The following is a 19,940-nucleotide window of genomic DNA, read 5'->3' as shown; positions in this document are numbered from 1 at the left end:
GTACCGCACGGGGCCCGAGAGGCGTGGCGAGCCACCGGATGTCCCGGTTACCGCCCGTGATGTCGGACCCCACCGTTACCCTCGGGGATCATGAGATTCCTGCACACCTCGGACTGGCACCTGGGCCGGTCCTTCCACCGGGTCGAGCTGCTCGGTGCCCAGGCGGCGTTCCTCGACCACCTGGTGGCGACGGTCCGTGACCGGGGTGTGGACGCGGTGCTGGTGGCAGGCGACGTGTACGACCGTGCGGTGCCGCCGCTGGCCGCCGTCGACCTCTTCGACCGGGCCCTGCACAGCCTCGCCGACCTCGGGGTGCCGACCGTGATGATCTCCGGCAACCACGACTCCGCGCGCAGGCTCGGCGTCGGCGCCGGGCTGATCCGGCAGGCCGGGATCCATCTGCGGACCGACCCGGCGGGCTGCGGCACCCCGGTCATGATCGGCGACGTGGCCTGCTACGGCCTGCCCTACCTGGAGCCTGCCCTGGTCCGCGACCGGCTGGGAGCGCCCAAGGCCGGTCACGAGGCGGTGCTGGCCGCGGCCATGGAGCGGGTGCGCGCCGACCTCGCGACCCGCCCCGAAGGCACCCGGTCCGTCGTCCTCGCGCACGCCTTCGTGGCCGGGGGCGAGCCGAGCGACAGCGAGCGCGACATCACCGTGGGAGGGGTCGCCGCCGTGCCCGCCGGGGTCTTCGACGGCGTCGACTACGTGGCCCTGGGCCACCTCCACGGCAGCCAGGTGATCACCGAGCGGGTCCGCTACTCGGGCTCGCCGCTCGCCTACTCCTTCTCCGAGACCGGCCACCGCAAGTCCATGTGGCTGGTGGACCTGGCCGCGGACGGAGCCGTCACGGCCGAACGGATCGACTGCCCGGTGCCCCGCCCCCTGGCCCGCGTCCGGGGGCACCTCGAAGCGCTCCTCGAAGACCCGGCGCTGACCCGCCACGAACAGGCCTGGGTGGAGGCCACGTTGACCGACGCCGTGCGTCCCCCCGACGCCATGGCGAGGATCAGCACCCGCTTCCCGCACACGCTGAGCCTGGCCTTCGACCCCGAGCGGTCCGACGACGATCCGTACGCCTCGTACGCACAGCGGCTCCGCGGCCGCACCGACCAGCAGATCGCGGAGGACTTCGTGGCGCACGTGCGCGGTGGCAGCGGCCCGGACGACCGGGAACGGACGGTGCTGCGCGGGGCGTTCGACGCCGTACGCGTGGACGAGGGCGTCCGCGAGGTGGCCCGGTGAGGCTGCACCGCATGCGCGTCACGGCCTTCGGCCCCTTCGCGGGGAGCCAGGAGATCGACTTCGACGCGCTGTCCGCCGCGGGTCTCTTCCTGCTGCACGGACCGACCGGTGCCGGCAAGACCTCGGTCCTGGACGCCGTGTGCTTCGCCCTGTACGGAGCGGTGCCCGGCGCCCGGCAGAGCCCGGGCACGCCCCTGCGCAGCGACCACGCCGCGCCCGACGTCTTCACCGAGGTCCTGCTCGAACTGACCATGGGTGGACGGCGGTTGGAGATCACCCGCCGCCCGCAGCAGGACCGCCCCAAGAAGCGCGGCAACGGCCTCACCACCGAGAAGGCGCAGACCTGGCTGCGCGAGTACGACCCGGCGGCCCGCGCCTGGCAGGCGCTGAGCCGCTCGCACCAGGAGATCGGTGAGGAGCTCGGGCAGCTCATCGGGATGAGCCGGGAGCAGTTCTGCCAGGTGGTGCTGTTGCCGCAGGGGGAGTTCGCGAAGTTCCTCAGGTCCGACGCGGAGGCCCGCGGCCGACTCCTTGGCAGGCTCTTCGACACCCGCCGGTTCGCCGCCGTGGAGGACCGTCTCGCCGAGCTGCGCAAGACCGCCGAGCGCCAGGTGAAGGACGGCGACGAGCAGTTGCTCGCCCTCGCCCAGCGGATGGCGCAGGCGGCGGGTGACTCCGCCGACGCGCGGGAGTGGCCGCTGCCGGAGGCCCGGCCGGGCGATCCGGGCCTGGCGGCGGCCGTCTTGCAATGGGCGGCCGTCGCGCGCGCGGGAGCGCGGGAGCGGCTCGACATCGCGTCGGCCGCCGTGGCAGCGGCCGAGAGCCGGCAGGCCGCGGCCCGCCGCGTCGCCGAAGAAACCCGGCAGCTGGCCGCCCTTCAGGAGCAGTACGCCGAAGCGCGCCGCGGCGCCGACGAGTTGGCGGCCCGCCGCCCCGAACTGGAGGCGCTGCGGGCCCGCCTGGAGACGGCCCGCAAGGCGGAGCTGGTCTCGCCCGCGCTCGAATGGTGGGAGCAGGCCCAGCGCGCCCACCGCACGGCCGCATCCGAACGGGACCGCTCCCGCGCCCGGCTGCACCCCGAGCTCGCCGACGCCGGGGCCGATCAACTCGCCGCCCTGGAGCGCAGGATGCGCCAGGACCTCGGCGCCCTGGAGTCCGCCCGACGGGCCGAGCGCCGCAGCGCGCAGATCGACGAGGAGCGCGCCCGCCTCGACCGGCAGGCCCGCGCCGACGAGGACGTCCTCACCGACAGCCTCGGCTGGCTCGCGGGCTGGGAGGCCGCCCGCCTCGGCCACCAGGCACGCATCGACGCCGCTCACGAAGCGGCGGCCCGCGCCGAGCAGCTCGCCGGTCAGCTCGAACCGGCCCGGCGCCGCCTCGCCGCGGCCCGCGAGCGGGACGCGCTGGCCGGCCGCCTGACCGCCGCCGACCGGCGCCACAACGACACCCGCGAAGCGGCCAACGCGGCGCACGAACACTGGCTCGCGCTGCGCGAGGAACGGCTGCGCGGCATCGCGGCCGAGCTGGCGGCGGGGCTCCGCGAGGGGGAGGCCTGCGCGGTGTGCGGCTCGGTCGACCACCCCGCGCCCGCGCGCCCCGCCACCGGCCAGGTCGACCGGGCGAGCGAGGACGCCGCGCAGCAGGCCTACCGGGGCGCCGACCGGGCCCGCGTCGAGGCCGAGGCCGCACTCTTGGCCGTACGGCAGGAGCTCGCCGTCGCCCGGGCCGAGGCGGGCGAGACGGGCGTGACCGAACTGGCTGACGCGGCAGGCGAGTTGCAGCGGGCACTCGCCGAGGCGCGGACCGGGGCCGCCGGGCTGCACGAGGCCCGCGAGGCGCTCGCGGCGGCCGAGCGGGAGCACGAGCGGCGGCTCAACGCGCAGCGCACGGCGCAGCAGAACATCGCCGCCCGCACCGCGAGCCGCGAGGCCCTTGATCGTGAACAGGCGTCCCTGGAAAGGGAGTTGAGCGAAGTACGGGCAGGCGCGGCCAGCGTGGCGGAGCAGGCCGGGCTGCTCGAACACCGGGCGGCCATCCTGGCCGAGGCGGTGGAGGCGGTCCGCGCCGTCGAGGACAGCGCCGAGCGGCTCAAGGAGGCTGACGGGCGGCTCTCGGAGGCGGCGTTCCGGGCCGGGTTCGACACCCCGGCCGCGGCCTCGGCCGCGCTGATCGACGAGCGGGGCCAGCGCGACATCCAGCACCGGCTCGACGAGTGGCAGCACCAGCAGGCCACCGTCACCGCGCGCCTCGCGGAGCCGGAGACGGCCGCCGCAGGGCGGCTCGCGCCGGCCCGCACCGAGCAGGCGGCCGCCGAGGCCGCCGCGGCCGAACGGGCCCTGCGGGATGCCGCGTCGGCGCTCTCGGCGGCCCGCGACCGCTGCGCGGAACTGCGCGCACTGAGCGCCCGGGCCGCCGAGGAGACCCGCCGGATCGGGCCGCTGCGCGAGGAGTACGAGCGGGTGGCCCGCCTCGCCGGGCTCACCGCGGGCACCTCCGCCGACAATGAGCGCAAGATGCGCCTGGAGTCCTATGTGCTCGCCGCCCGCCTCGAACAGGTCGCGGCGGCCGCCACCGCCAGGCTGCAGCGCATGTCGGGCGGGCGGTACACCCTGGTCCACTCCGACGTGAGGGGCGGCCGGGGGCGCTCGGGGCTCGGGCTGCACGTGGTGGACGCGTGGACGGGCCGCGAGCGCGACACCGCGACGCTGTCGGGCGGCGAGACGTTCTTCGCGTCCCTCGCCCTGGCCCTTGGCCTGGCCGACGTGGTCACCGACGAGGCGGGTGGGGCGCGGCTCGACACCCTGTTCATCGACGAGGGCTTCGGCAGCCTCGACGACCAGACCCTGGACGAGGTGTTGGACGTCCTGGACTCCCTGCGCGAACGCGACCGCAGCGTCGGCATCGTGAGCCACGTCGGCGACCTGCGCCGCCGCATCCCGGCCCAGCTGGAAGTGGTGAAGGACCGGACGGGCTCGTCGGTACGGCTGCGGGGGGCACCCCCCGGGGACTGAGCGCACATGCGCGGGCCGCGCGCGTTCCCCGCGCCCCGTGCGCTACCCGGCACCGTCCAGCAGGAGCACCCTCAGCCCGCCCGGCAGCCGGACGATCAGCCGCACCGAACAGGGCCGGGCCAAGGGGCCGGTCGGCTCACCGTCCGATCGCGCGGCGTGGGAGCGGGGACGAATACACCACGCTCGTCGTCACCGACCCCAGTGTGCCGATCTTTCCGGAGATCTCCTCCAGGTGACTCATCGAGCGCGCGCTCACCTTGATCACGAAGCAGTCGTCGCCCGTCACATGGTGGGCCTCCATGATCTCCGGCATCGCGTCCACCAGGTCGTGGAAGGGCTTGTAGTGGCCGTTCGGGTAGCGCAGGCGCACGAAGGCGAGGATCGGGCGGCCGAGGCGTTCCTGGTCGACGACGGCCGTGTAGCCCGCGATCACCCCGGCCTCCTCCAGCCGCCGTACCCGCTCGGTGACGGCGCTCGCCGACATCGAGACGGTGCGGGCCAGCTCGGCGAAGGAGGCCCGTCCCTCCTGCTGGAGGGCTTCCAATATGCGCCAGTCGGTGGCGTCGGGGGAATACGCGGTCATGCGGGACAGACAACCGTGGAATCCCCGGCAGATCAAGAGATGTCCCGGGGATCGGACCTTCCTGAGTTGATCACCGGCGCATAGATTTTCAGCCATGACGACACAGCTCACCGCCCCCGCCAACCCCGTTCTGCGGGTGGCCCCGGCCGCCCCCGCCGACGCCGCCGCCTACTTCCGCGCCAGCCTGGTCTTCCATGCCGACGTCTCCGACGTGGCCGCCGCGCTCGACGCCGAGGGCGACCCGGGGTTCGTGGTCCTGGACTCCCGCTCCACCGCGTCCTGGGACCAGGGTCACGTGCCGGGCGCCCTCCACCTGCCGACCGCGCTGATCGCCGAGCAGGCCGAGCAGCTCCTGGACAAGTCCGTGCCGGTCGTCACGTACTGCTGGGGCCCCGGCTGCAACGGTGCCACCCGGGCGGCGCTCGCGCTGGCCGAGCTCGGCTTCCAGGTCAAGGAGATGCTGGGCGGCTTCGAGTACTGGGTCCGCGAGGGCTTCGCGTTCGAGACGTGGGAGGGCGCGGAGAAGCGCGCCGCCGACCCGCTGACCGCGCCGGTCGACTCGGAGGACTGCGGCTGCTGAACCGCCGTGCGGGGGCGGCTCGTCCCAAGAGCCGCCCCCGCCGGGGCCTCAGAGCTTGGACAGCTCGTCGACCAGGTCGTCGAGGCCGAGCGAGCCCTGGGACAGGGCCGCCATGTGCCAGGCCTTCGGGTCGAAGGCATCGCCGTGGCGGGCCCGCGCGTTCTCCCGGCCGAGCAGCCAGGCGCGCTCGCCCAGCTTGTAACCGATCGCCTGCCCCGGCATCGACAGGTAGCGGATCAGCTCGCTCCGCACGAAGTCGGCGGGCCGGCTGCTGTGCGCGCCGAAGAACTCGTGGGCCAGCTCCGGCGTCCAGCGCTCGCCCGGGTGGAACGGCGAGTCCGCCGGGATCTCCAGCTCCAGGTGCATGCCGATGTCGATGATCACCCGGCAGGCCCGCATCATCTGTGCGTCCAGGTAGCCGAGCCGGCGCTCGGGGTCGGTGAGGAAGCCCAGCTCGTCCATCAGGCGCTCCGCGTACAGCGCCCAGCCCTCGGCGTTGGCGCTGACGTGGCCGACGGTGGCCTGGTAGCGGGAGAGCTGGTCGGCCACGTGCACCCACTGCGCGATCTGGAGGTGGTGGCCCGGCACGCCCTCGTGGTACCAGGTCGACACCAGGTCGTACACCGGGAAGCGGGTCTCGCCCATGGTGGGCAGCCAGGTGCGGCCCGGCCGGGAGAAGTCCTCGGAGGGACCCGTGTAGTACGGGGCCGCGGCGCCGCCGGGCGGCGCGATGCGCGACTCCACCTTCCGTACCCGCTCGGCGAGTTCGAAGTGCGTGCCGTCCAGTGCCTCGATGGCCTCGTCCATCAGCGACTGAAGCCACTCGCGGACCTCGTCGACGCCCTCGATGTGGGTGCCGTGCTCGTCGAGGTGGGCCAGCGCCTCCCAAGGCCCCGCGCCGGGCAGGATCTTGGCGGCCTCGGTCTTCATCTCGCCCAGCAGCCGGTGGTATTCGGCCCAGCCGTAGGCGTACGCCTCGTCCAGGTCGAGCGCGGTGCCGTTGTAGTACTGCGACCAGCGCTGGTACCGCTCGCGGCCGACCGTGTCGGATGAGCCCTCGATGGCCGGGGCGTACACGTCGCGCAGCCAGTCGCGCAGGGCGGCGAGGGCGGCGGACGCCTCGCCCGCCGCCGTGTCGAGTTCGCCGCGCAGCGCATCGGGGCCGGGCGCCGCGAGCCCCTCGAAGAAGCCGGTGTCGACCCACTCGCCGAGCTGGCCGATCACGGTGGCGGTGGCGCGCGGACCGCCGTACAGCTTGCGCTCCAGGCCCAGCTCCAGCGAGGCGCGGTAGCCCTCGAGGGAGGCGGGCACCGCGCGCAGCCGGGAGGCCAGCGCCTGCCAGTCCTCGTCGGTGTCGGTCGGGTTCATCGTGAACGCCATCCGCACGCTGTGGGCCGGCGAGTGCAGATTGCTGACCGTGCGGAGCCCCTCGTCCGCCTGGTGCACGGCGAGTTCGGAGGTCAGCCGCTCCCGCAGCAGCCGGCCGCAGCGGCGCTCGGCGTCGCTGTCGGCTCCGGGCTGCCGCTCGGCCTCGTCGAGGCGGGCGAGCGTCGTGCGCGCCAGGTCGGCCACGGCCTGCTGTCCTGCGGGGGAGAAGTCGGGAAGCAGGGCGTGACTGGCCCTGACGCCCAGATAGCTCCCGGTGATCGGGTCGAGTTCGATGAGTGCGTCGACATACGCGTCGGCGACCTGGCGGGGCAGCGCGCTGCTGGAAGTGACTGACATGCGGCCATCCTCTCCGAGCGAGGGCTTCGCGTCACCACCAATCTTGACGGAACGCCTGACCGGGCCGCCGCGCCCTCCTGCTCAGCGCTGCTCGAAGTGCCCGCGCCGGGCGGCGGAGCCCAGGGGAGCCGCCTGGCCGAGCCGGGCCGTGACCACCAGGGTGCCCTCCTCGATCTGGTAGTCCAGCGGCAGGCCGAGCCCGCGCATGGCCGCGACCATGCCGGTGTTGGAGGCCTGGGTGACGGCGTACACGCTGTCGCAGCGGGCCTCGACGGCCAGGTCGACCAGCCGGCCCAGCAGTTCGGAGCCGATGCCGCGGCGCTGCCAGGAGTCCTCGACGATGAGCGCGACCTCGGTCTCGTCGCCGTCCCACAGCAGGTGGCCGAGCGCGACCAGGCGCCCGGAGGCGGTCTGCACGGCGAGGGTGCGGCCGAAGCGCGGGCTCAGCAGATGGCCGAGGTAGCGGTCGGCGTCGACGACAGGGCCGTGGTAGCGCAGGCCGAGCGTGCGGTCGGAGCAGCGCTCGTGCATGGCCTTGGCGGCGTCGAGGTCGCTCTGGTCGGCGCGCCGTACGGTGATCTCGTTGCCTTCGGGCAGCGTCAGGACGTCCTCGCTGCGCGGGACGCGTGGGCCGAGGCGGGCGTCGAGCTCGACCAGCGCACGGGCCCGCGCGAACTCGGTCGGGGTGAACGGGAGATGCGGCCGCTCGATGGTGATCACGCCGCCGCTCGGATCGCGCAGCCGCATGACGGTCGACTCCAGCACGCCCTCGACCGGGGCCGTCTCGCCGGTGGGCCGGCCGGTCAGCGAGACCGCGGGCAGCGAGTGGATGGTGCAGCGGCCGAGCAACTGGCGCAGCGCGAGGGGGAGTTCGGCCGCGTCGAGGGCGGTGCGGGTGGCCAGGCCGAGCACCCGGGTCGGCGCGTCCACGAGGTCGTGGGCGTCGGCCCGCTCCGTCCAGGTGTCGTGCCCACCGGCCCGGGAGACCGCTCGGGAGAGTTCGGCGGCTGAGAGCTCGGCAGGGGTACGCAGCAGGAACTCGTCGACCGTGCCGTCGGCGAGCGGGTGCGTCTGGAGCGTGAGGATGTCCACGTGGTGGCCGGCCAGCGCGGTGCACAGCGCCGCGAGGCTGCCGGGTGCGTCCCGTACGGTCGTCCGCATCCGCCACAGCGCCGTCTCGCGCGGCGTGTTCCGGCTCCCGGGACCGGTCGTCGTGCCGTCGGTATCACCGGGGCCGGCGGTGTCCTGGAGAGGTGGCGCATGGCTGTGGCGCCGGGCCCACCAGGTGTGGAAGGCCGCCGTGGCGACGAGTGCGACCGCCGAGGCGATCAGCATGAAGGGCCCGTCGGGGCCGTGGGCGACCAGGTTCGCGAGTCCGTCCGCGACGGCCACGGCCGTGAAGAGCGCGGCGAGTTCGACGAGGTCCCGCCGCCAGTGGTGACGGCGGCGGGCCTGCTTCTGGGAGATCGATTCCTGCATATCAGTCATGGCATCACTGTGACTCAACGGTGTTGCGTGATCACGAACGCTTTGTGACTGACGGGTTAAGTGTGCTTCTGATGCTCTTTTGGCTGTTTTTTGCCGAGCGTGGCGCGGAGTGTTCGCGTCCGCCGCCCGGCCCGCCCGGCCCGCCATCGGGCCCATGGATCACTGGCCCACGAGGCCGGGCCGCAGCACCTGGGTGAAGAGTACCGAACCTCCCTGCGCCCGCAGCCGCACGGTCAGCTCGCCGGAGCCGCCGTCGATCTCGATCTCGCCGAAGTTCGGCGGAGCCTCCAGGGGAGAGGCGTTGGCCCTGGCCGGCGCGTGCACGAAGACCTGCCGGGGGCCGAACGTGGCGTCCAGCTTGTTCGCGGGGAAGCCGCCCGCCGCGAGCGGCCCGGACACGAACTCCCAGAACGGCGCGAAATCCTTGAACGCCGCCCGGGCGGGGTCGTAGTGCTCGGCGGCGGTGTAGTGCACGTCCGCGGTGAGCCACAGGGTGCCCGTGACGCGGCGGTGCTTGATGAAGCGCAGCAGCTCGGCGATCTGCAACTCGCGCCCGAGCGGGGCGCCCGGGTCGCCCTGGGAGACGGCCTCGAAGTCGGTGGCGCCGTCCGTGACGACCAGGCTGAGCGGCATGTCGGCCGCGATGACCTTCCACACCGCCCGGGAGGCCGCCAACTCCCGCTTCAGCCAGCGCAGTTGCTCGGCGCCCAGGATGCCGACCCGGTCGTCGGGCTGACGGTCGGGCGAGTTGGCGTCGCGGTACGTGCGCATGTCGAGCACGAACACGTCCAGGAGCGGGCCGTGCCGCAGCACCCGCTGCACCCGGCCGGCGCGGGGACCGGTCCCCAGGGACGAGATCGGGAAGTACTCGCTGAACGCCCGCCGCGATCGGGCCGCGAGCACATCGATGTTCTTCTCCGTGTAGCGGGGGTCGTCCAGGATCTGGCCGGGATACCAGTTGTTGCGCACTTCGTGGTCGTCCCACTGCACGATGGAGGGCACCTGGGCGTTGAACGCGCGCACGTTCTCGTCGAGCAGGTTGTAGCGGAAGTTGCCCCGGTACTCGGCGAGGGTCTCCGCGACCTTCGACTTCTCCTCGGTGGTGATGTTGCGCCAGACCCGGCCGTCCGGCAGCGTGACGCTGGGCAGGATCACGCCGTCGGCGTAGATGTTGTCCCCGCTGGACAGGAAGAAGTCCGGGTCCAGACGCCGCATTTCGTCGTAGACGCGGTAGCCGCCGAGGTCCGGGTTGATGCCCCAGCCCTGTCCGGCGATGTCCCCGGACCACAGGAACCGCACGTCGTCGTGGCGGCTGCCGGGGGCGGTGCGGAAGGTGCCGCAGACCGGCTGTCCGCTGCGCGTCGGGTCGTCGGGGTCGGCCAGGGTGACGCGGTAGTGGATCTGCTCGCCCGCCGGGAGGCCGTGCAGCGGTGTCGTACCGGTGAAGTCGGTGCCCGGTCCGAGCAGGGGGCCCTGCCATCGGCGGGCCCGCCGGAAGGACTCCGTCGCGGACGTCTCGACGACCATCCGGGCCGGCCGGTCGGAACGTGCCCAGACCAGACCGGAGGAGGCGGTGATGTCACCGGCCTGCACACCCCAGGAGGCGCTCGGCCTGCCGGAGCGGGCGAAGGCGGGTGCCGAGGCGAGCCCGGTCGGCAGGGCGAGGCCCGCCGACGCGGCGAGCGAACCCTTCAGTACGGTACGGCGGCTGGGCATCGGGATTGCCTCCTGGGAGGTGGGTCACGGGGTCGCCCGCCATGCCTACTGGCCGGTTGCGGCGCGGACGCGAACGCGGGATGAACAGCCGCCCGGGGCCCGCCCGGCGGACCGGCCGGTGCCCCGCCTGCCGACCGGCCCAGCAGACGGTGCTGGAGTCGGCCAAGGTGATGGACCACTGCTCCGGGGGACCAACAAGCCGTAGGGGCCGACGATCGTGCAGGCATCCCGCGCCGGGCAGGCCCTAGGTCGCAAGGACGGGGACCAAGGGACGATCGACCCGCGGATCTTCGTTGGCTAGGTTGCCGGTGAGGCACGAGGAGGACCCGATGACCATCGGTGGCCGTTCACACATCCGCATCGCACGGCCGTCCCGCGATCTGGCGGCGGCGGAGCGCTTCTGGGTCGAGGGGCTCGGTCTGAAGGTCGTCTACCGCGCCGAGGGCGGCTCGGAACCGGGCGAACACGACCTCCTGATGCTCGGCTGGCCGGACGCCGACTGGCATCTGGAACTGGTTCACGAGGCCGCCCACCCGGTGGAGCCCCGGCCCACCGAGGAGGACCTCCTGGTCGTCTACCTCGACGAGGAGGTGCCTCGGGAACTGGTCGACCGCCTGGTGGCGCACGGCGGGGCAGAGGTGCGGTCGCCGAACCCGTACTGGAACGCATGGGGAGTGACCGTGGCCGACCCGGACGGCTACCGCCTCGTGCTCTGCGAGCGCGGCTGGTCCAACGCCTGACCCACGCGACCGCGCCGCCCGCCCGTGCCGAAGCCGGCCCGGGCTCAGGCGTGTTGGGCCGCCGGACGGGCGAGCGCGCCGACCGGGCGGCTTCCGTCCAGGATGACCCGGGTGACGAGCGCCGGGTCGTCGTTCATGGGCACATGGCCGCAGCCGGGCAGGCGCACGAGCCGGGCGCCCGGGATGGTGTGCTTGGCGCGGACGCCCTGGCGGCGCAGCAGCAGCCGGTCCTTGCTGCCCCAGGCGACGGTGATCGGCACCGAGGGCACGTCATGGGTGAACAGGACGCCCTGCCCGGCGGCGAGGGTCTGCTCGAACCCGGGCGCGTGGCGCAGCGCCAGCGTCTCGGCCACCACCGCCTCCGCTGACCGCCGGGCGGGCCGCGCGTAGATGGTGCTGGTCAGTGCGGTACGCCCGGCGGGTGTGCGGGACATCCGCTCGATGGCCGGGAGCGGCAGCGCCTTGGCCACCTGCCGCATCGTCCGCAGGACCGTGAAGGCGTACTGCCGCTCCGAGGGTGTCCAGAACCCGGCGGGGGAGAGCGCCGTCACGGAGCGTACGAGCCTCTTGCGCCCGAGCTCCAGGGCGAGCAGGCCGCCCAGCGAGTTCCCCGCGACGTGCGGCCGGTCGATGCCCAGGGCCTCGGACAGCGCGCCGAGGATCGGCACGACGGTCGCCAGGTCGTAGGAGACGCCGTCCGGAAGGGCGGGCGAGGCGCCGAAGCCGGGCAGGTCGATCGCGATCACGTCGCGGTCCGCGGCGAGCAGATCGAAGACCGGGTCCCAGGCCTGCAGATGGTGGCCGATCCCGTGGAGCAGCAGGAGCGGCTCACCCGTGCCTGCGCGCCGGTAGGCGACCGAGGCGGAGCGGCTCCCCCGGGGAGTGTCGATGGTGAACGAGACCTCTGCCGTCATGGTGCTGCTCCCTGTCCTGGGATCCGCGCTTAGACATCCTGTCAGCAACAACTACCGCTCGGTAGCGTGGAGTTCAAGGGGCATACCGGACAGGCCGCCCGCGCGCGGCGACTTCCCTCGCCCTTGATCGCACCCCGAGGGCCCGGTGGCGCGCGGCCGTCACCGGCGCACGAACGTCGTGTGAACGCTCTGCGGCAACCCTCGTGCGCGCTCCGTAACGGAACGAGGATTGGTCTTGACCAAGGGGGTGGGCCGCCCTATGGTCGCAGAGTTAGTGCAGGAACCTTTAATAAACAAGGGCACGGAAAGCCGCCGCGGACACGGCGATTGCGGAGGATCAGGGTGGGGACCACGCAGCTGGAATCGGTGCCGGAACCGAAGTACTGGCACCTCAAGACGGTACTCAGCGAGGCGCTCGACTCGGACTTCGCCGTGGGCGAGATCCTGCCCAACGAGCGTGACCTCGCCGCCCGCTTCGGTGTCGCACGGGCCACGCTCCGCCAGGCACTGGAACAGCTCGAACTCGAGGGTCGGCTCCAGCGGCGCCGCGGCGTCGGCACCACCGTCGCCCCGCCGCGCACGGCCGTCTCGGTCGGCACCGCCCAGCACGACTGGCCCGGTGCGCCGGGCGACGCCTGGCAGACCGCCGACGCGACGTCCGCCGTGCCCCCGCAGGCGGTGGCCCGCCTCTTCGACGCCCCCCGCGGCGAGGAGATGCACACCGTCCGCCGGACCCGCGTGGTCCACGGCCAGGCCGTCGCCGCCGAGCTCCTCTACGTCCCGGCCGCCTCCGTGCCCGAACTGTCCGCGATCGACGTCCCCTCGGGCCCCGCCCGCGGCCGCGCCGTCCTGCGTGAACTGCAGCGCCTGGAGCTCGAAGGCCAGGACCGCGCCGTGGAGCTGGGCTCCGCGCGCGCCGACGACGCCAAGGAGCTCGACCGGCTGCCCGGCGCCCCCGTCCTCGTCGTGACCACCCGGTACTTCGCCGGGGGCCGCACGGTGGCCGTCTCGGTCGCCACCTACCGCGCGGACACCTGCCGCCTGACCTTCGGCGACTCGGGCGACGTGGAGATCAGCCACCCCGGCCAGCAGCGCCGGGCCTCCTGACCGCCGCCCCAGCATCCGAAAGCGCCACGGCCCGCAGCTGTCGAAGCCGCGGGCCGTGACGCTTTTGCCGGTCGTCGGGTGCGCTCAGCGCCGCGCCGTCACCGTCCCCTCGACGGCGAACAGCTCTTCCTCCACGTGATCGAGGGCCAGGCGCAGCGCGCCCGTCGCCACCACCGCCTCGCCCAGCATCGAGAGCACCACGCGGGGAGGCCGCAGGCAGTAGCGCGCCAACTCCCTGCGCAGCGGCTCCAGTACGCCGTCGATACCGGCCGCCCAGCCGCCCACGACGACCAGTTCGGGATCGAGGGCCAGTACCAGCGCGGCCACGTCGTGCACGAGCCGCTGCAGGAACCGCTCGACCGCGGCCTGGGCCCGCGTGTCGCCCTCGCGGGCCAGCGCGAACACGTCGGCGACGGCCTGCTCGTCCAGCGGGTGCAACGGCTCGTCCGTCGTCGAGAGCAGCTTCTCGGGGGTGACGTCGCGGCCGAGCAGGTGCAGCGCGCCGATCTCGCCCGCCGCACCGCCGAACCCGCGGTGCAGCCGACCGCCGATCAGCGAACCCGCTCCCGGGCTCAGCCCGGCCATCACGAAGACGATGTCGTCGGAGTCGGCCGCCGCACCCTTCCAGTGCTCGGCCACGGCCGCCGCGTTGGCGTCGTTCTCGACCAGGACCGGGCAGCGGAAGGAGCGCCGCAGCCGCTCGCCCAGGGCCAGCCCCGTCCACTCGGGCAGCGCGGTGCCGAGCCGCACCGTGCCGTCGGCCTCGACGATGCCCGGGCTGCCGACACCGACCGCCCGCAACGAGCTGCGCGCCACACCGGCACGGCGCAGCACGTCGGCGACGGTCAGGCGGACCCGCTCCAGACGTTCGTCCGCCGAGGCCGTCTCGGGCACCTCGCGGGAACCCGCGCCGAAGATCCGTCCGTCCAGGCCGGACAGCAGCGCGGCCACCCGGTGCGGGCCGATCTCTATGCCGAGCAGATGCCCGGCCTCGGCCCGGAACCGGAAGCGTCGCGCGGGCCGTCCCTGCCTCCGTGCCTCGCCCTCCTCGGGGGCGGACTCGACGACGAGCCCGGCCTCCATCAGGCCGTCGACCACGCCCTCGACCGTCGGCCGGGACAGACCGGTGATCCGGGTCAGATCGGTCAGTGTGGGAGATTCCGCGCCCCTCAGGGCATGCAGCACCACCGCGGAATTGATCCTCCGCAGCAGAGAGGGGTCTCCGCCGGTCAGCCGCCCCAACGTGTGTCCTCCCAGCTCGTGCGCGTGTCTGCCGGATCGTACTCGCTGGTCAGGTGTACGGCGAGCGGCGGCCGGTAACGGAGGCGCATCAGCTCGGGGCCACGTGTCGCAGGGCGGCGGCGCGGCCCACTTCCGGCCGGACCGGGCGGACCGGAAGATCCTGCTCCAGGACCCGGCCGGGCCGCTGGGCGCGTGGAGCGGCATGGCCGCCAGGGCAGGCTGGGCGGCGCTCCCGGTGGCCGTCGGCCGGTGGGCGCCGTGGCGGCGCGACGCCTGACCGAGGTGTGGCCGAGCGGCGACTGACGGGCCGCCAATTGTCAGTGCCGGGCGGTTTACTGACGGCATGACCACCGCTCTGTACCTCCAGCACATCGACTGGCTGCGCACCCGGGAGTTCCCCGCGGAGCGCAGCCGCAGCGGCACGGATGTGAGCGGGCCGGGATACCACAGCGCGTGCCTGAGCGCCGACGAGGAGGAATGGGAGGACCTGACGGAGCGACTGGAAAAGCGCGCCCAATGCGTCGCCGACCACGACGCCCTGGTGGCCGAGCTCACACGGCGCTGGGAGGAGCCGCAGTGGATCAGCCTCTGGAGCGCGCAGGCCCGGCTGGTCGCGGGCGAGGCGATACCGGAGCCCTGGGCGGAGTTCGCCGTCGGCTTCGACTTCCTGCACCTGTGGCGGGTCGAGGGCCGGTGGATCGCCGTGGGCCTCGACCTGGAGGAGGAGGGCGCGGGCTGGGACCTGAGCGTCACCGTGACGGAGGTCGACCCTCCCTGAACTCCCGCACCGCATGGGACGGTTCGGCTAGTCGGGCTGGGAGGGGGAGGCCTGCGCGGCGACGCGCAGACGGGCGTACTCCTCGGCCATCGTTTGGGCGGTCCAGTGGGCATTGAGGCCGCTCGGGTTGGGCAGGACCCACACCCGGGTCGCGCCGATCGTGCGGTCCTGCGGACCGATCCGGGCCCGGCGGTCGCCGAAGGCCGTGCGGTACGCGGTCACGCCGACGACGGCCAGCCAGTTGGGCCGCAGTTGCTCCACCTTCGCCGTCAGCAGGCGCCCGCCCTCGCGGAACTCCTCGGCGTCGATTTCGTCGGCGCGTGCGGTGGCCCGGGCCACGACATTGGTGATGCCGAGACCGTAGGAGAGGAGTTCGTTCTGCTCGGAGGGCTTCAGCTGCCGGGGGGTGAAGCCGGACAGGTGCAGCACCGGCCAGAAGCGGTTGCCCGGGCGGGCGAAGTGGTGACCCGTGGCGCCCGACATCAGGCCCGGATTGATGCCGCAGAAGAGTACGGACAGACCGCCCGCGATCACGTCGGGGATGACGGTGTCGCGAGCGGCCTGGAGTTCCTCGGGACTCAGCACGGGCGCGGCATCACAGGATCGAGCCCGGCGCGTAACCGGCGGCCGCGGGGTGCTGCTTGACGATCTCCTCGATGCGGGAGACCACCGCGGTCACCTGGTCGCCGGCGGCACCCGTGAAGGACAGCTTGTCGGCCATCAGGTCGTCGAGCTGGGCGCGGTCGAGCGGCATGCGCTCGTCGGCGGCCAGCTTGTCGAGGAGCTCGTTGCGCTCGGCGCCCTGCTCGCGCATCGCGAGGGCGGAGGCGACCGCGTGCTCCTTGATGACCTCGTGCGCGGCCTCCCGGCCGACGCCCGAGCGGACGGCGGCCATCAGGACCTTCGTCGTCGCCAGGAACGGCAGGTAGCGGTCCAGCTCACGGGCGACGACGGCCGGGAACGCGCCGAACTCGTCGAGCACCGTCAGGAAGGTTTCGAGCAGGCCGTCGAAGGCGAAGAACGCGTCGGGCAGCGCGACCCGGCGGACCACCGAGCAGGAGACGTCACCCTCGTTCCACTGGTCGCCCGCCAGCTCGCCGGTCATCGAGGCGTAGCCGCGCAGGATCACCATCAGGCCGTTGACGCGCTCGCAGGAGCGGGTGTTCATCTTGTGCGGCATCGCGGACGAGCCGACCTGGCCGGGCTTGAAGCCCTCGGTGACCAGCTCGTGTCCCGCCATGAGCCGGATCGTCTTGGCGACGGAGGACGGGGCGGCGGCCAGCTGCACGAGCGCGGTCACCACGTCGTAGTCGAGCGAGCGCGGGTAGACCTGGCCGACCGACGTGAAGGCGTGGGCGAAGCCGAGGTGGCCCGCGATGCGCTGCTCCAGGTCGGCCAGCTTCGACGCGTCGCCGCCGAGCAGGTCCAGCATGTCCTGAGCGGTCCCGACCGGACCCTTGATCCCGCGCAGCGGGTAGCGGGCGAGCAGGTCCTCCAGGCGGCCGTACGCCACCAGGAGTTCGTCGGCGGCGGTCGCGAAGCGCTTGCCCAGGGTCGTGGCCTGCGCGGCCACGTTGTGCGAGCGCCCGGCCATGACCAGCTCGGCGTACTCGCCGGACAGCTTGCCGAGGCGGGCGAGGACCGCCACCGTGCGGTCTCGCATCAGTTCGAGGGACAGCCGGATCTGGAGCTGCTCGACGTTCTCGGTCAGATCGCGGGAGGTCATGCCCTTGTGGACCTGCTCGTGACCCGCGAGGGCGTTGAACTCCTCGATGCGGGCCTTCACATCGTGCCGGGTGACCTTCTCGCGCTCGGCGATCGAGGCGAGGTCGACCTGGTCGACGACGCGCTCGTAGTCGGCGAGTGCGGCCTCGGGCACCTCGATCCCCAGGTCCTTCTGGGCACGCAGCACGGCGAGCCACAGCTGGCGCTCCAGCTTGACCTTCTGCTCGGGGGACCAGAGGACGGCGAGCTCCGCGGAGGCGTAGCGGCCGGCCAGAACGTTCGGGATGCGAGGCTTCGCAGACACAGCAGTCACGTGTCCAGAGTCTACTGGCGATTTCTGCAGGCCAGCGCCCCACCCCGGTTTGTGCCTTGCTACGAGAGCGAACGTCGCTCACGGAGCGGCACGCCCGGTCGGCTCGCGGTGACGGGCGCGGTCACTCCCGCGCGGCGTCGCCCACCTCGAACCCCAGGGCCTCGGCCGCCGCGGCCGGGGTCGGCTGGGCCCAGCGCTCGGCCATCGCCTCCCGCGAGGACAGCGAGCGCAACTCCGCGCGGTCCAGGTAGAGGATGCCGTTCAGATGGTCGGTCTCGTGCTGCACGATGCGGGCCGGCCAGCCGGTGAACACCTCGTCCACCGCGTCGCCCCGCTCGTCCAGAGCCCGCAGGCGCACGGTCTCGTGCCGGGCGACGACCGCGCCCCAGCCGGGCACACTCAGGCAGCCCTCGAAGAACGCGGCAACGCCGGGACCGACCGGCTCGTACGAGGGATTGACCAGAACCCGGAACGGCTGCGGCACGCGGCCGCGGGCGTGCCGGATCTCCTCGGACACCTCCGCCGCGTCCTCGATGACCGCCAGTCGCAGCGGGAGCCCCACCTGCGGCGCGGCGAGACCGACGCCCGGGGCGGCGCGCATCGTCTCGCGCATCGCCTCGATCAGGCGGTCGAGGCGCTCGCGGTCGAGACGGCCGTCCACCGGCTCGGCGGGCCGCCGCAGGACGGGGTCGCCGGCGGACACGATCGGCAAGGGGCCCGGGGTGGCGAGCAGGGCGTCGACGAGGTCGGTGAGCGCGGGGGAGGACATGCGCACAGCATGCCAAGAACGATCACCCGGCGGGCGCCCGGGTTCATGTCCGCCGTGTGAACAATCCGGCCTTCGGGAATGCGCGGCCGGAATCGGATCTTTCCTGTAACGGTGCACCGCCCGCCGCGCGGTGCACGCGGCGGCCGGCCGACTCCACGGAGCAGGGGGACGCGCCCGCCTCCGTCAAGCGTCCCCGTCAAGCACCGCAGTACCGACGCCGCCCCACCGGCGTCGCCCCATCCGAGCGAGGAGACCATGCCCCACGCGTCCGTACGCACCGAGATCCCGGCGCATCCGCTGGACAACCCCGCATACGCCTCGCTCACCGGGCCGCACGCGCGATTCGCGGAGTCGCGCGGAAGAGTCCTGCGCTACCGGACCGATGTCTCGCCCTGGCTCGGGCTGCCCGAGGACACGGACGTCGCCGACTGGGCGGACCTCGCCGCGCTCGTGGGGCCCGGCGCGGAGGTGGCGCTCCCGGGCGTGCGCGTCGCGCCGCCCGAGGGCTGGGAGGTCACCTTCGACGTGGCGGGGGTCCAGCTCGTCGACGAGGGCGTGGACGCCCGGCCCGACGAGGAGGCGATACCGCTCGGCGCGGACGACGTGCCCGACATGCTCGCCCTGGTGGAACGCACCCGGCCCGGGCCGTTCCTGCCCCGCACCGTCGAACTCGGCACCTACCTCGGCATCCGGCGCGACGGCCGCCTGATCGCGATGGCGGGCGAGCGGCTGCACCCGCCGGGCTGGACCGAGATCAGCGCGGTCTGCACGGACGACGCCTTCCGCGGCCAGGGGCTCGGCTCCCGGCTGGTCCGCGCGGTCGCCGCGGGCATCAGGGAGCGCGGCGAGACCCCGTTCCTGCACACCGCGGCCGCCAACACCGGCGCCATCAGGCTCTACGAGTCGCTGGGCTTCCGGCTCCGCCGCACCACGCGGTTCCTCGGAGCCCGGGTGCCGGAGCCGAGCCCGGCCGCCTGACGGCTCGTCCGGGTCGGGATGGTCCTTCAATGTCCTTACTGCTGAGTGAAGTTGACGTCACGTCAACTCCCTTGGGTGCCGGGCTCAGTCCTCGGCGTCCTCGACCCGCACCCAGTCGGACACCGGGCCCACCGCGCCCGCCGGTGGCGTGACCCAGAACGCCCGGCCCTCCTCGGCGCTGAAGTGGGCCCCGCTCCGCCCGTCTCCGGAGGAGCGTCCGGTCACCCGGCGTCCTATCCACGGCACCAGGTGCTGGCGGGCGAAGCTGAGGTCGGCGGTGCGGCGGGCGGTCCAGCCGGGCAGGACGGCGGGCGGCAGCGGCGAGCGCCAGTCGTCCTCGGGGTCGAGGCCGAGCGCCTGCCAGACGGCCTCGGCCACCCGGCGGTGCCCCTCCGCCGTCAGGTGCAGCCGGTCCACGTCCCACAGCCGGGGGTCGCCGAGGGCGGGGGCGCCGTACAGATCGACGACCAACGCGCCGTGCCGGGCGGCGAGTTCGTCGACGTGGGAGAAGAGCTCCTCCATGCGCGGACGGAAGCGCTGCATCACCGGGCCGTTGCGCCCGGGGCTGCGCATCAGGACCAACTGCTTGCAGGACGGGGCCAGTTGCTCGACCGCCTCGGTCAGCAGGCCGCGGACCCGGCCCATGTCGCACTTGGGTCGCAGCGTGTCGTTGAGGCCGCCGACCAGGGTGATGACGTCGGGGCGCAGCGCCGCCGCGGCGGCCACCTGCTCCTCGACGATCTGCCCGATGAGCTTGCCGCGCACGGCGAGGTTCGCGTACCGGAAACCGGGCGTGCGGGCCGCGAGACGGGCGGCGAGCACATCGGCCCAGCCCCGGTAGGACCCGTCGGGAAGCCGGTCGGACATGCCCTCCGTGAAGGAGTCCCCGATCGCGGCGAAGCTGGTGTATGAGGCATTCATCTCCATGGCGGAGCGATCGTACCGCGCGGTAGCCAGGGGTGCCCCGGGCGGTGATCCCGCGGGGACCGGCAGGGGCCGCCCGGCCGGGGGTGCGAGACGGCGGCG

18 protein-coding genes are annotated in these 19,940 nt (G+C 73.5%); 8 read left to right on the top strand and 10 right to left on the bottom strand.

All coding sequences use genetic code 11. The features are described 5' to 3' along the window. Positions 1 to 90: 90 nt before the first annotated feature. A complete protein-coding gene (locus DT019_RS04015) occupies positions 91 to 1,245 on the top strand; it encodes an exonuclease SbcCD subunit D (RefSeq protein WP_114035166.1) in 1,155 nt (384 codons plus the stop codon). Beyond that, positions 1,242 to 4,256 (top strand): AAA family ATPase, encoded by a 3,015-nt coding sequence (locus DT019_RS04010; protein WP_114035165.1) that lies wholly within the window; start codon positions 1,242 to 1,244, stop codon positions 4,254 to 4,256. Before DT019_RS04015 ends, DT019_RS04010 begins: the two co-directional genes overlap by 4 nt. A gap of 136 nt (positions 4,257 to 4,392) precedes the next feature. Here DT019_RS04010 and DT019_RS04005 read toward each other — a convergent pair whose 3' ends face one another. After that, positions 4,393 to 4,839, bottom strand: coding sequence for an Lrp/AsnC family transcriptional regulator (locus DT019_RS04005; RefSeq protein WP_114035164.1), 447 nt, complete (start codon positions 4,837 to 4,839; stop codon positions 4,393 to 4,395). Positions 4,840 to 4,933: 94 nt separating this feature from the next. Here DT019_RS04005 and DT019_RS04000 point away from each other — a divergent pair, with 94 nt between their 5' ends. Beyond that, positions 4,934 to 5,419 (top strand): rhodanese-like domain-containing protein, encoded by a 486-nt coding sequence (locus DT019_RS04000; RefSeq protein ID WP_114035163.1) that lies wholly within the window; start codon positions 4,934 to 4,936, stop codon positions 5,417 to 5,419. A gap of 48 nt (positions 5,420 to 5,467) precedes the next feature. Here the strand turns inward: DT019_RS04000 and DT019_RS03995 are convergent, their stop codons facing one another. The 3 genes from DT019_RS03995 to DT019_RS03985 form a co-directional block, all read right to left on the bottom strand. Further along, on the bottom strand, positions 5,468 to 7,144 hold the full coding sequence (locus tag DT019_RS03995) for a DUF885 domain-containing protein (protein ID WP_114035162.1): 1,677 nt from the start codon (positions 7,142 to 7,144) through the stop codon (positions 5,468 to 5,470). An 81-nt stretch (positions 7,145 to 7,225) separates the two neighbouring features. Then, entirely contained in the window at positions 7,226 to 8,632 is a 1,407-nt protein-coding gene (locus DT019_RS03990) for a GNAT family N-acetyltransferase (RefSeq protein WP_411292683.1), read from the bottom strand. Positions 8,633 to 8,791: 159 nt separating this feature from the next. Then, positions 8,792 to 10,348 (bottom strand): alkaline phosphatase D family protein, encoded by a 1,557-nt coding sequence (locus tag DT019_RS03985; protein WP_114035160.1) that lies wholly within the window; start codon positions 10,346 to 10,348, stop codon positions 8,792 to 8,794. 329 nt (positions 10,349 to 10,677) lie between these two features. Here DT019_RS03985 and DT019_RS03980 point away from each other — a divergent pair, with 329 nt between their 5' ends. Beyond that, complete coding sequence (locus DT019_RS03980; RefSeq protein WP_114035159.1) at positions 10,678 to 11,088, top strand: VOC family protein; 411 nt, start codon at positions 10,678 to 10,680, stop codon at positions 11,086 to 11,088. Between the two features lie 44 nt (positions 11,089 to 11,132). Here the strand turns inward: DT019_RS03980 and DT019_RS03975 are convergent, their stop codons facing one another. Further along, complete coding sequence (locus tag DT019_RS03975; protein WP_114035158.1) at positions 11,133 to 12,002, bottom strand: alpha/beta fold hydrolase; 870 nt, start codon at positions 12,000 to 12,002, stop codon at positions 11,133 to 11,135. A gap of 342 nt (positions 12,003 to 12,344) precedes the next feature. Between DT019_RS03975 and DT019_RS03970 the strand changes: the two genes are divergently transcribed. Continuing rightward, a complete protein-coding gene (locus tag DT019_RS03970) occupies positions 12,345 to 13,109 on the top strand; it encodes a GntR family transcriptional regulator (protein ID WP_114035157.1) in 765 nt (254 codons plus the stop codon). Positions 13,110 to 13,193: 84 nt separating this feature from the next. Here the strand turns inward: DT019_RS03970 and DT019_RS03965 are convergent, their stop codons facing one another. Next, positions 13,194 to 14,351: an ROK family transcriptional regulator gene (locus DT019_RS03965; RefSeq protein WP_114035156.1), complete on the bottom strand. Its 1,158-nt coding sequence runs from the start codon at positions 14,349 to 14,351 to the stop codon at positions 13,194 to 13,196. Positions 14,352 to 14,454: 103 nt separating this feature from the next. On the opposite strand from DT019_RS03965, the gene DT019_RS39390 reads away from it, so the two are divergent. Further along, a complete protein-coding gene (locus tag DT019_RS39390; RefSeq protein WP_189389114.1) occupies positions 14,455 to 14,628 on the top strand; it encodes a hypothetical protein in 174 nt (57 codons plus the stop codon). Between the two features lie 66 nt (positions 14,629 to 14,694). After that, positions 14,695 to 15,129 (top strand): hypothetical protein, encoded by a 435-nt coding sequence (locus DT019_RS03960; RefSeq protein ID WP_114035155.1) that lies wholly within the window; start codon positions 14,695 to 14,697, stop codon positions 15,127 to 15,129. A gap of 27 nt (positions 15,130 to 15,156) precedes the next feature. Here the strand turns inward: DT019_RS03960 and mug are convergent, their stop codons facing one another. The 3 genes from mug to def form a co-directional block, all read right to left on the bottom strand. Next, positions 15,157 to 15,711, bottom strand: a complete 555-nt coding sequence (gene mug, locus DT019_RS03955; protein ID WP_114035305.1) for a G/U mismatch-specific DNA glycosylase — start codon at positions 15,709 to 15,711, stop codon at positions 15,157 to 15,159. 13 nt (positions 15,712 to 15,724) lie between these two features. After that, positions 15,725 to 17,167, bottom strand: coding sequence for an adenylosuccinate lyase (gene purB, locus DT019_RS03950; RefSeq protein ID WP_189389111.1), 1,443 nt, complete (start codon positions 17,165 to 17,167; stop codon positions 15,725 to 15,727). Between the two features lie 121 nt (positions 17,168 to 17,288). Further along, entirely contained in the window at positions 17,289 to 17,936 is a 648-nt protein-coding gene (gene def / locus DT019_RS03945; RefSeq protein ID WP_114035153.1) for a peptide deformylase, read from the bottom strand. Positions 17,937 to 18,191: 255 nt separating this feature from the next. Between def and DT019_RS03940 the strand changes: the two genes are divergently transcribed. Continuing rightward, entirely contained in the window at positions 18,192 to 18,914 is a 723-nt protein-coding gene (locus DT019_RS03940) for a GNAT family N-acetyltransferase (RefSeq protein ID WP_114035152.1), read from the top strand. 84 nt (positions 18,915 to 18,998) lie between these two features. Here the strand turns inward: DT019_RS03940 and DT019_RS03935 are convergent, their stop codons facing one another. Beyond that, positions 18,999 to 19,841, bottom strand: coding sequence for an SGNH/GDSL hydrolase family protein (locus DT019_RS03935; protein WP_114035151.1), 843 nt, complete (start codon positions 19,839 to 19,841; stop codon positions 18,999 to 19,001). Positions 19,842 to 19,940 lie beyond the last annotated feature (99 nt).

It is taken from the genome of Streptomyces sp. SDr-06, assembly GCF_003324565.1.
In the GTDB taxonomy this organism is placed as follows: domain Bacteria; phylum Actinomycetota; class Actinomycetes; order Streptomycetales; family Streptomycetaceae; genus Streptomyces.
The sequence above is the reverse complement of the archived record's forward strand: the minus strand, read 5'-3'. Positions and strand labels throughout refer to the sequence as shown.

Excerpts from the sequence above, each read along its gene's own strand:
- DT019_RS03990 (WP_411292683.1), bottom strand. The coding sequence starts at position 8,632 with ATGACTGATATGCAGGAATCGATCTCCCAGAAGCAGGCCCGCCGCCGT.
- DT019_RS04015 (WP_114035166.1), top strand. The coding sequence starts at position 91 with ATGAGATTCCTGCACACCTCGGACTGGCACCTGGGCCGGTCCTTCCAC.
- DT019_RS03935 (WP_114035151.1), bottom strand. The coding sequence starts at position 19,841 with ATGGAGATGAATGCCTCATACACCAGCTTCGCCGCGATCGGGGACTCC.
- DT019_RS03960 (WP_114035155.1), top strand. The coding sequence starts at position 14,695 with ATGACCACCGCTCTGTACCTCCAGCACATCGACTGGCTGCGCACCCGG.
- DT019_RS03980 (WP_114035159.1), top strand. The coding sequence starts at position 10,678 with ATGACCATCGGTGGCCGTTCACACATCCGCATCGCACGGCCGTCCCGC.
- DT019_RS04000 (WP_114035163.1), top strand. The coding sequence starts at position 4,934 with ATGACGACACAGCTCACCGCCCCCGCCAACCCCGTTCTGCGGGTGGCC.
- DT019_RS03940 (WP_114035152.1), top strand. The coding sequence starts at position 18,192 with ATGCCCCACGCGTCCGTACGCACCGAGATCCCGGCGCATCCGCTGGAC.
- def (WP_114035153.1), bottom strand. The coding sequence starts at position 17,936 with ATGTCCTCCCCCGCGCTCACCGACCTCGTCGACGCCCTGCTCGCCACC.
- DT019_RS03995 (WP_114035162.1), bottom strand. The coding sequence starts at position 7,144 with ATGTCAGTCACTTCCAGCAGCGCGCTGCCCCGCCAGGTCGCCGACGCG.
- DT019_RS03985 (WP_114035160.1), bottom strand. The coding sequence starts at position 10,348 with ATGCCCAGCCGCCGTACCGTACTGAAGGGTTCGCTCGCCGCGTCGGCG.
- DT019_RS04005 (WP_114035164.1), bottom strand. The coding sequence starts at position 4,839 with ATGACCGCGTATTCCCCCGACGCCACCGACTGGCGCATATTGGAAGCC.
- DT019_RS03975 (WP_114035158.1), bottom strand. The coding sequence starts at position 12,002 with ATGACGGCAGAGGTCTCGTTCACCATCGACACTCCCCGGGGGAGCCGC.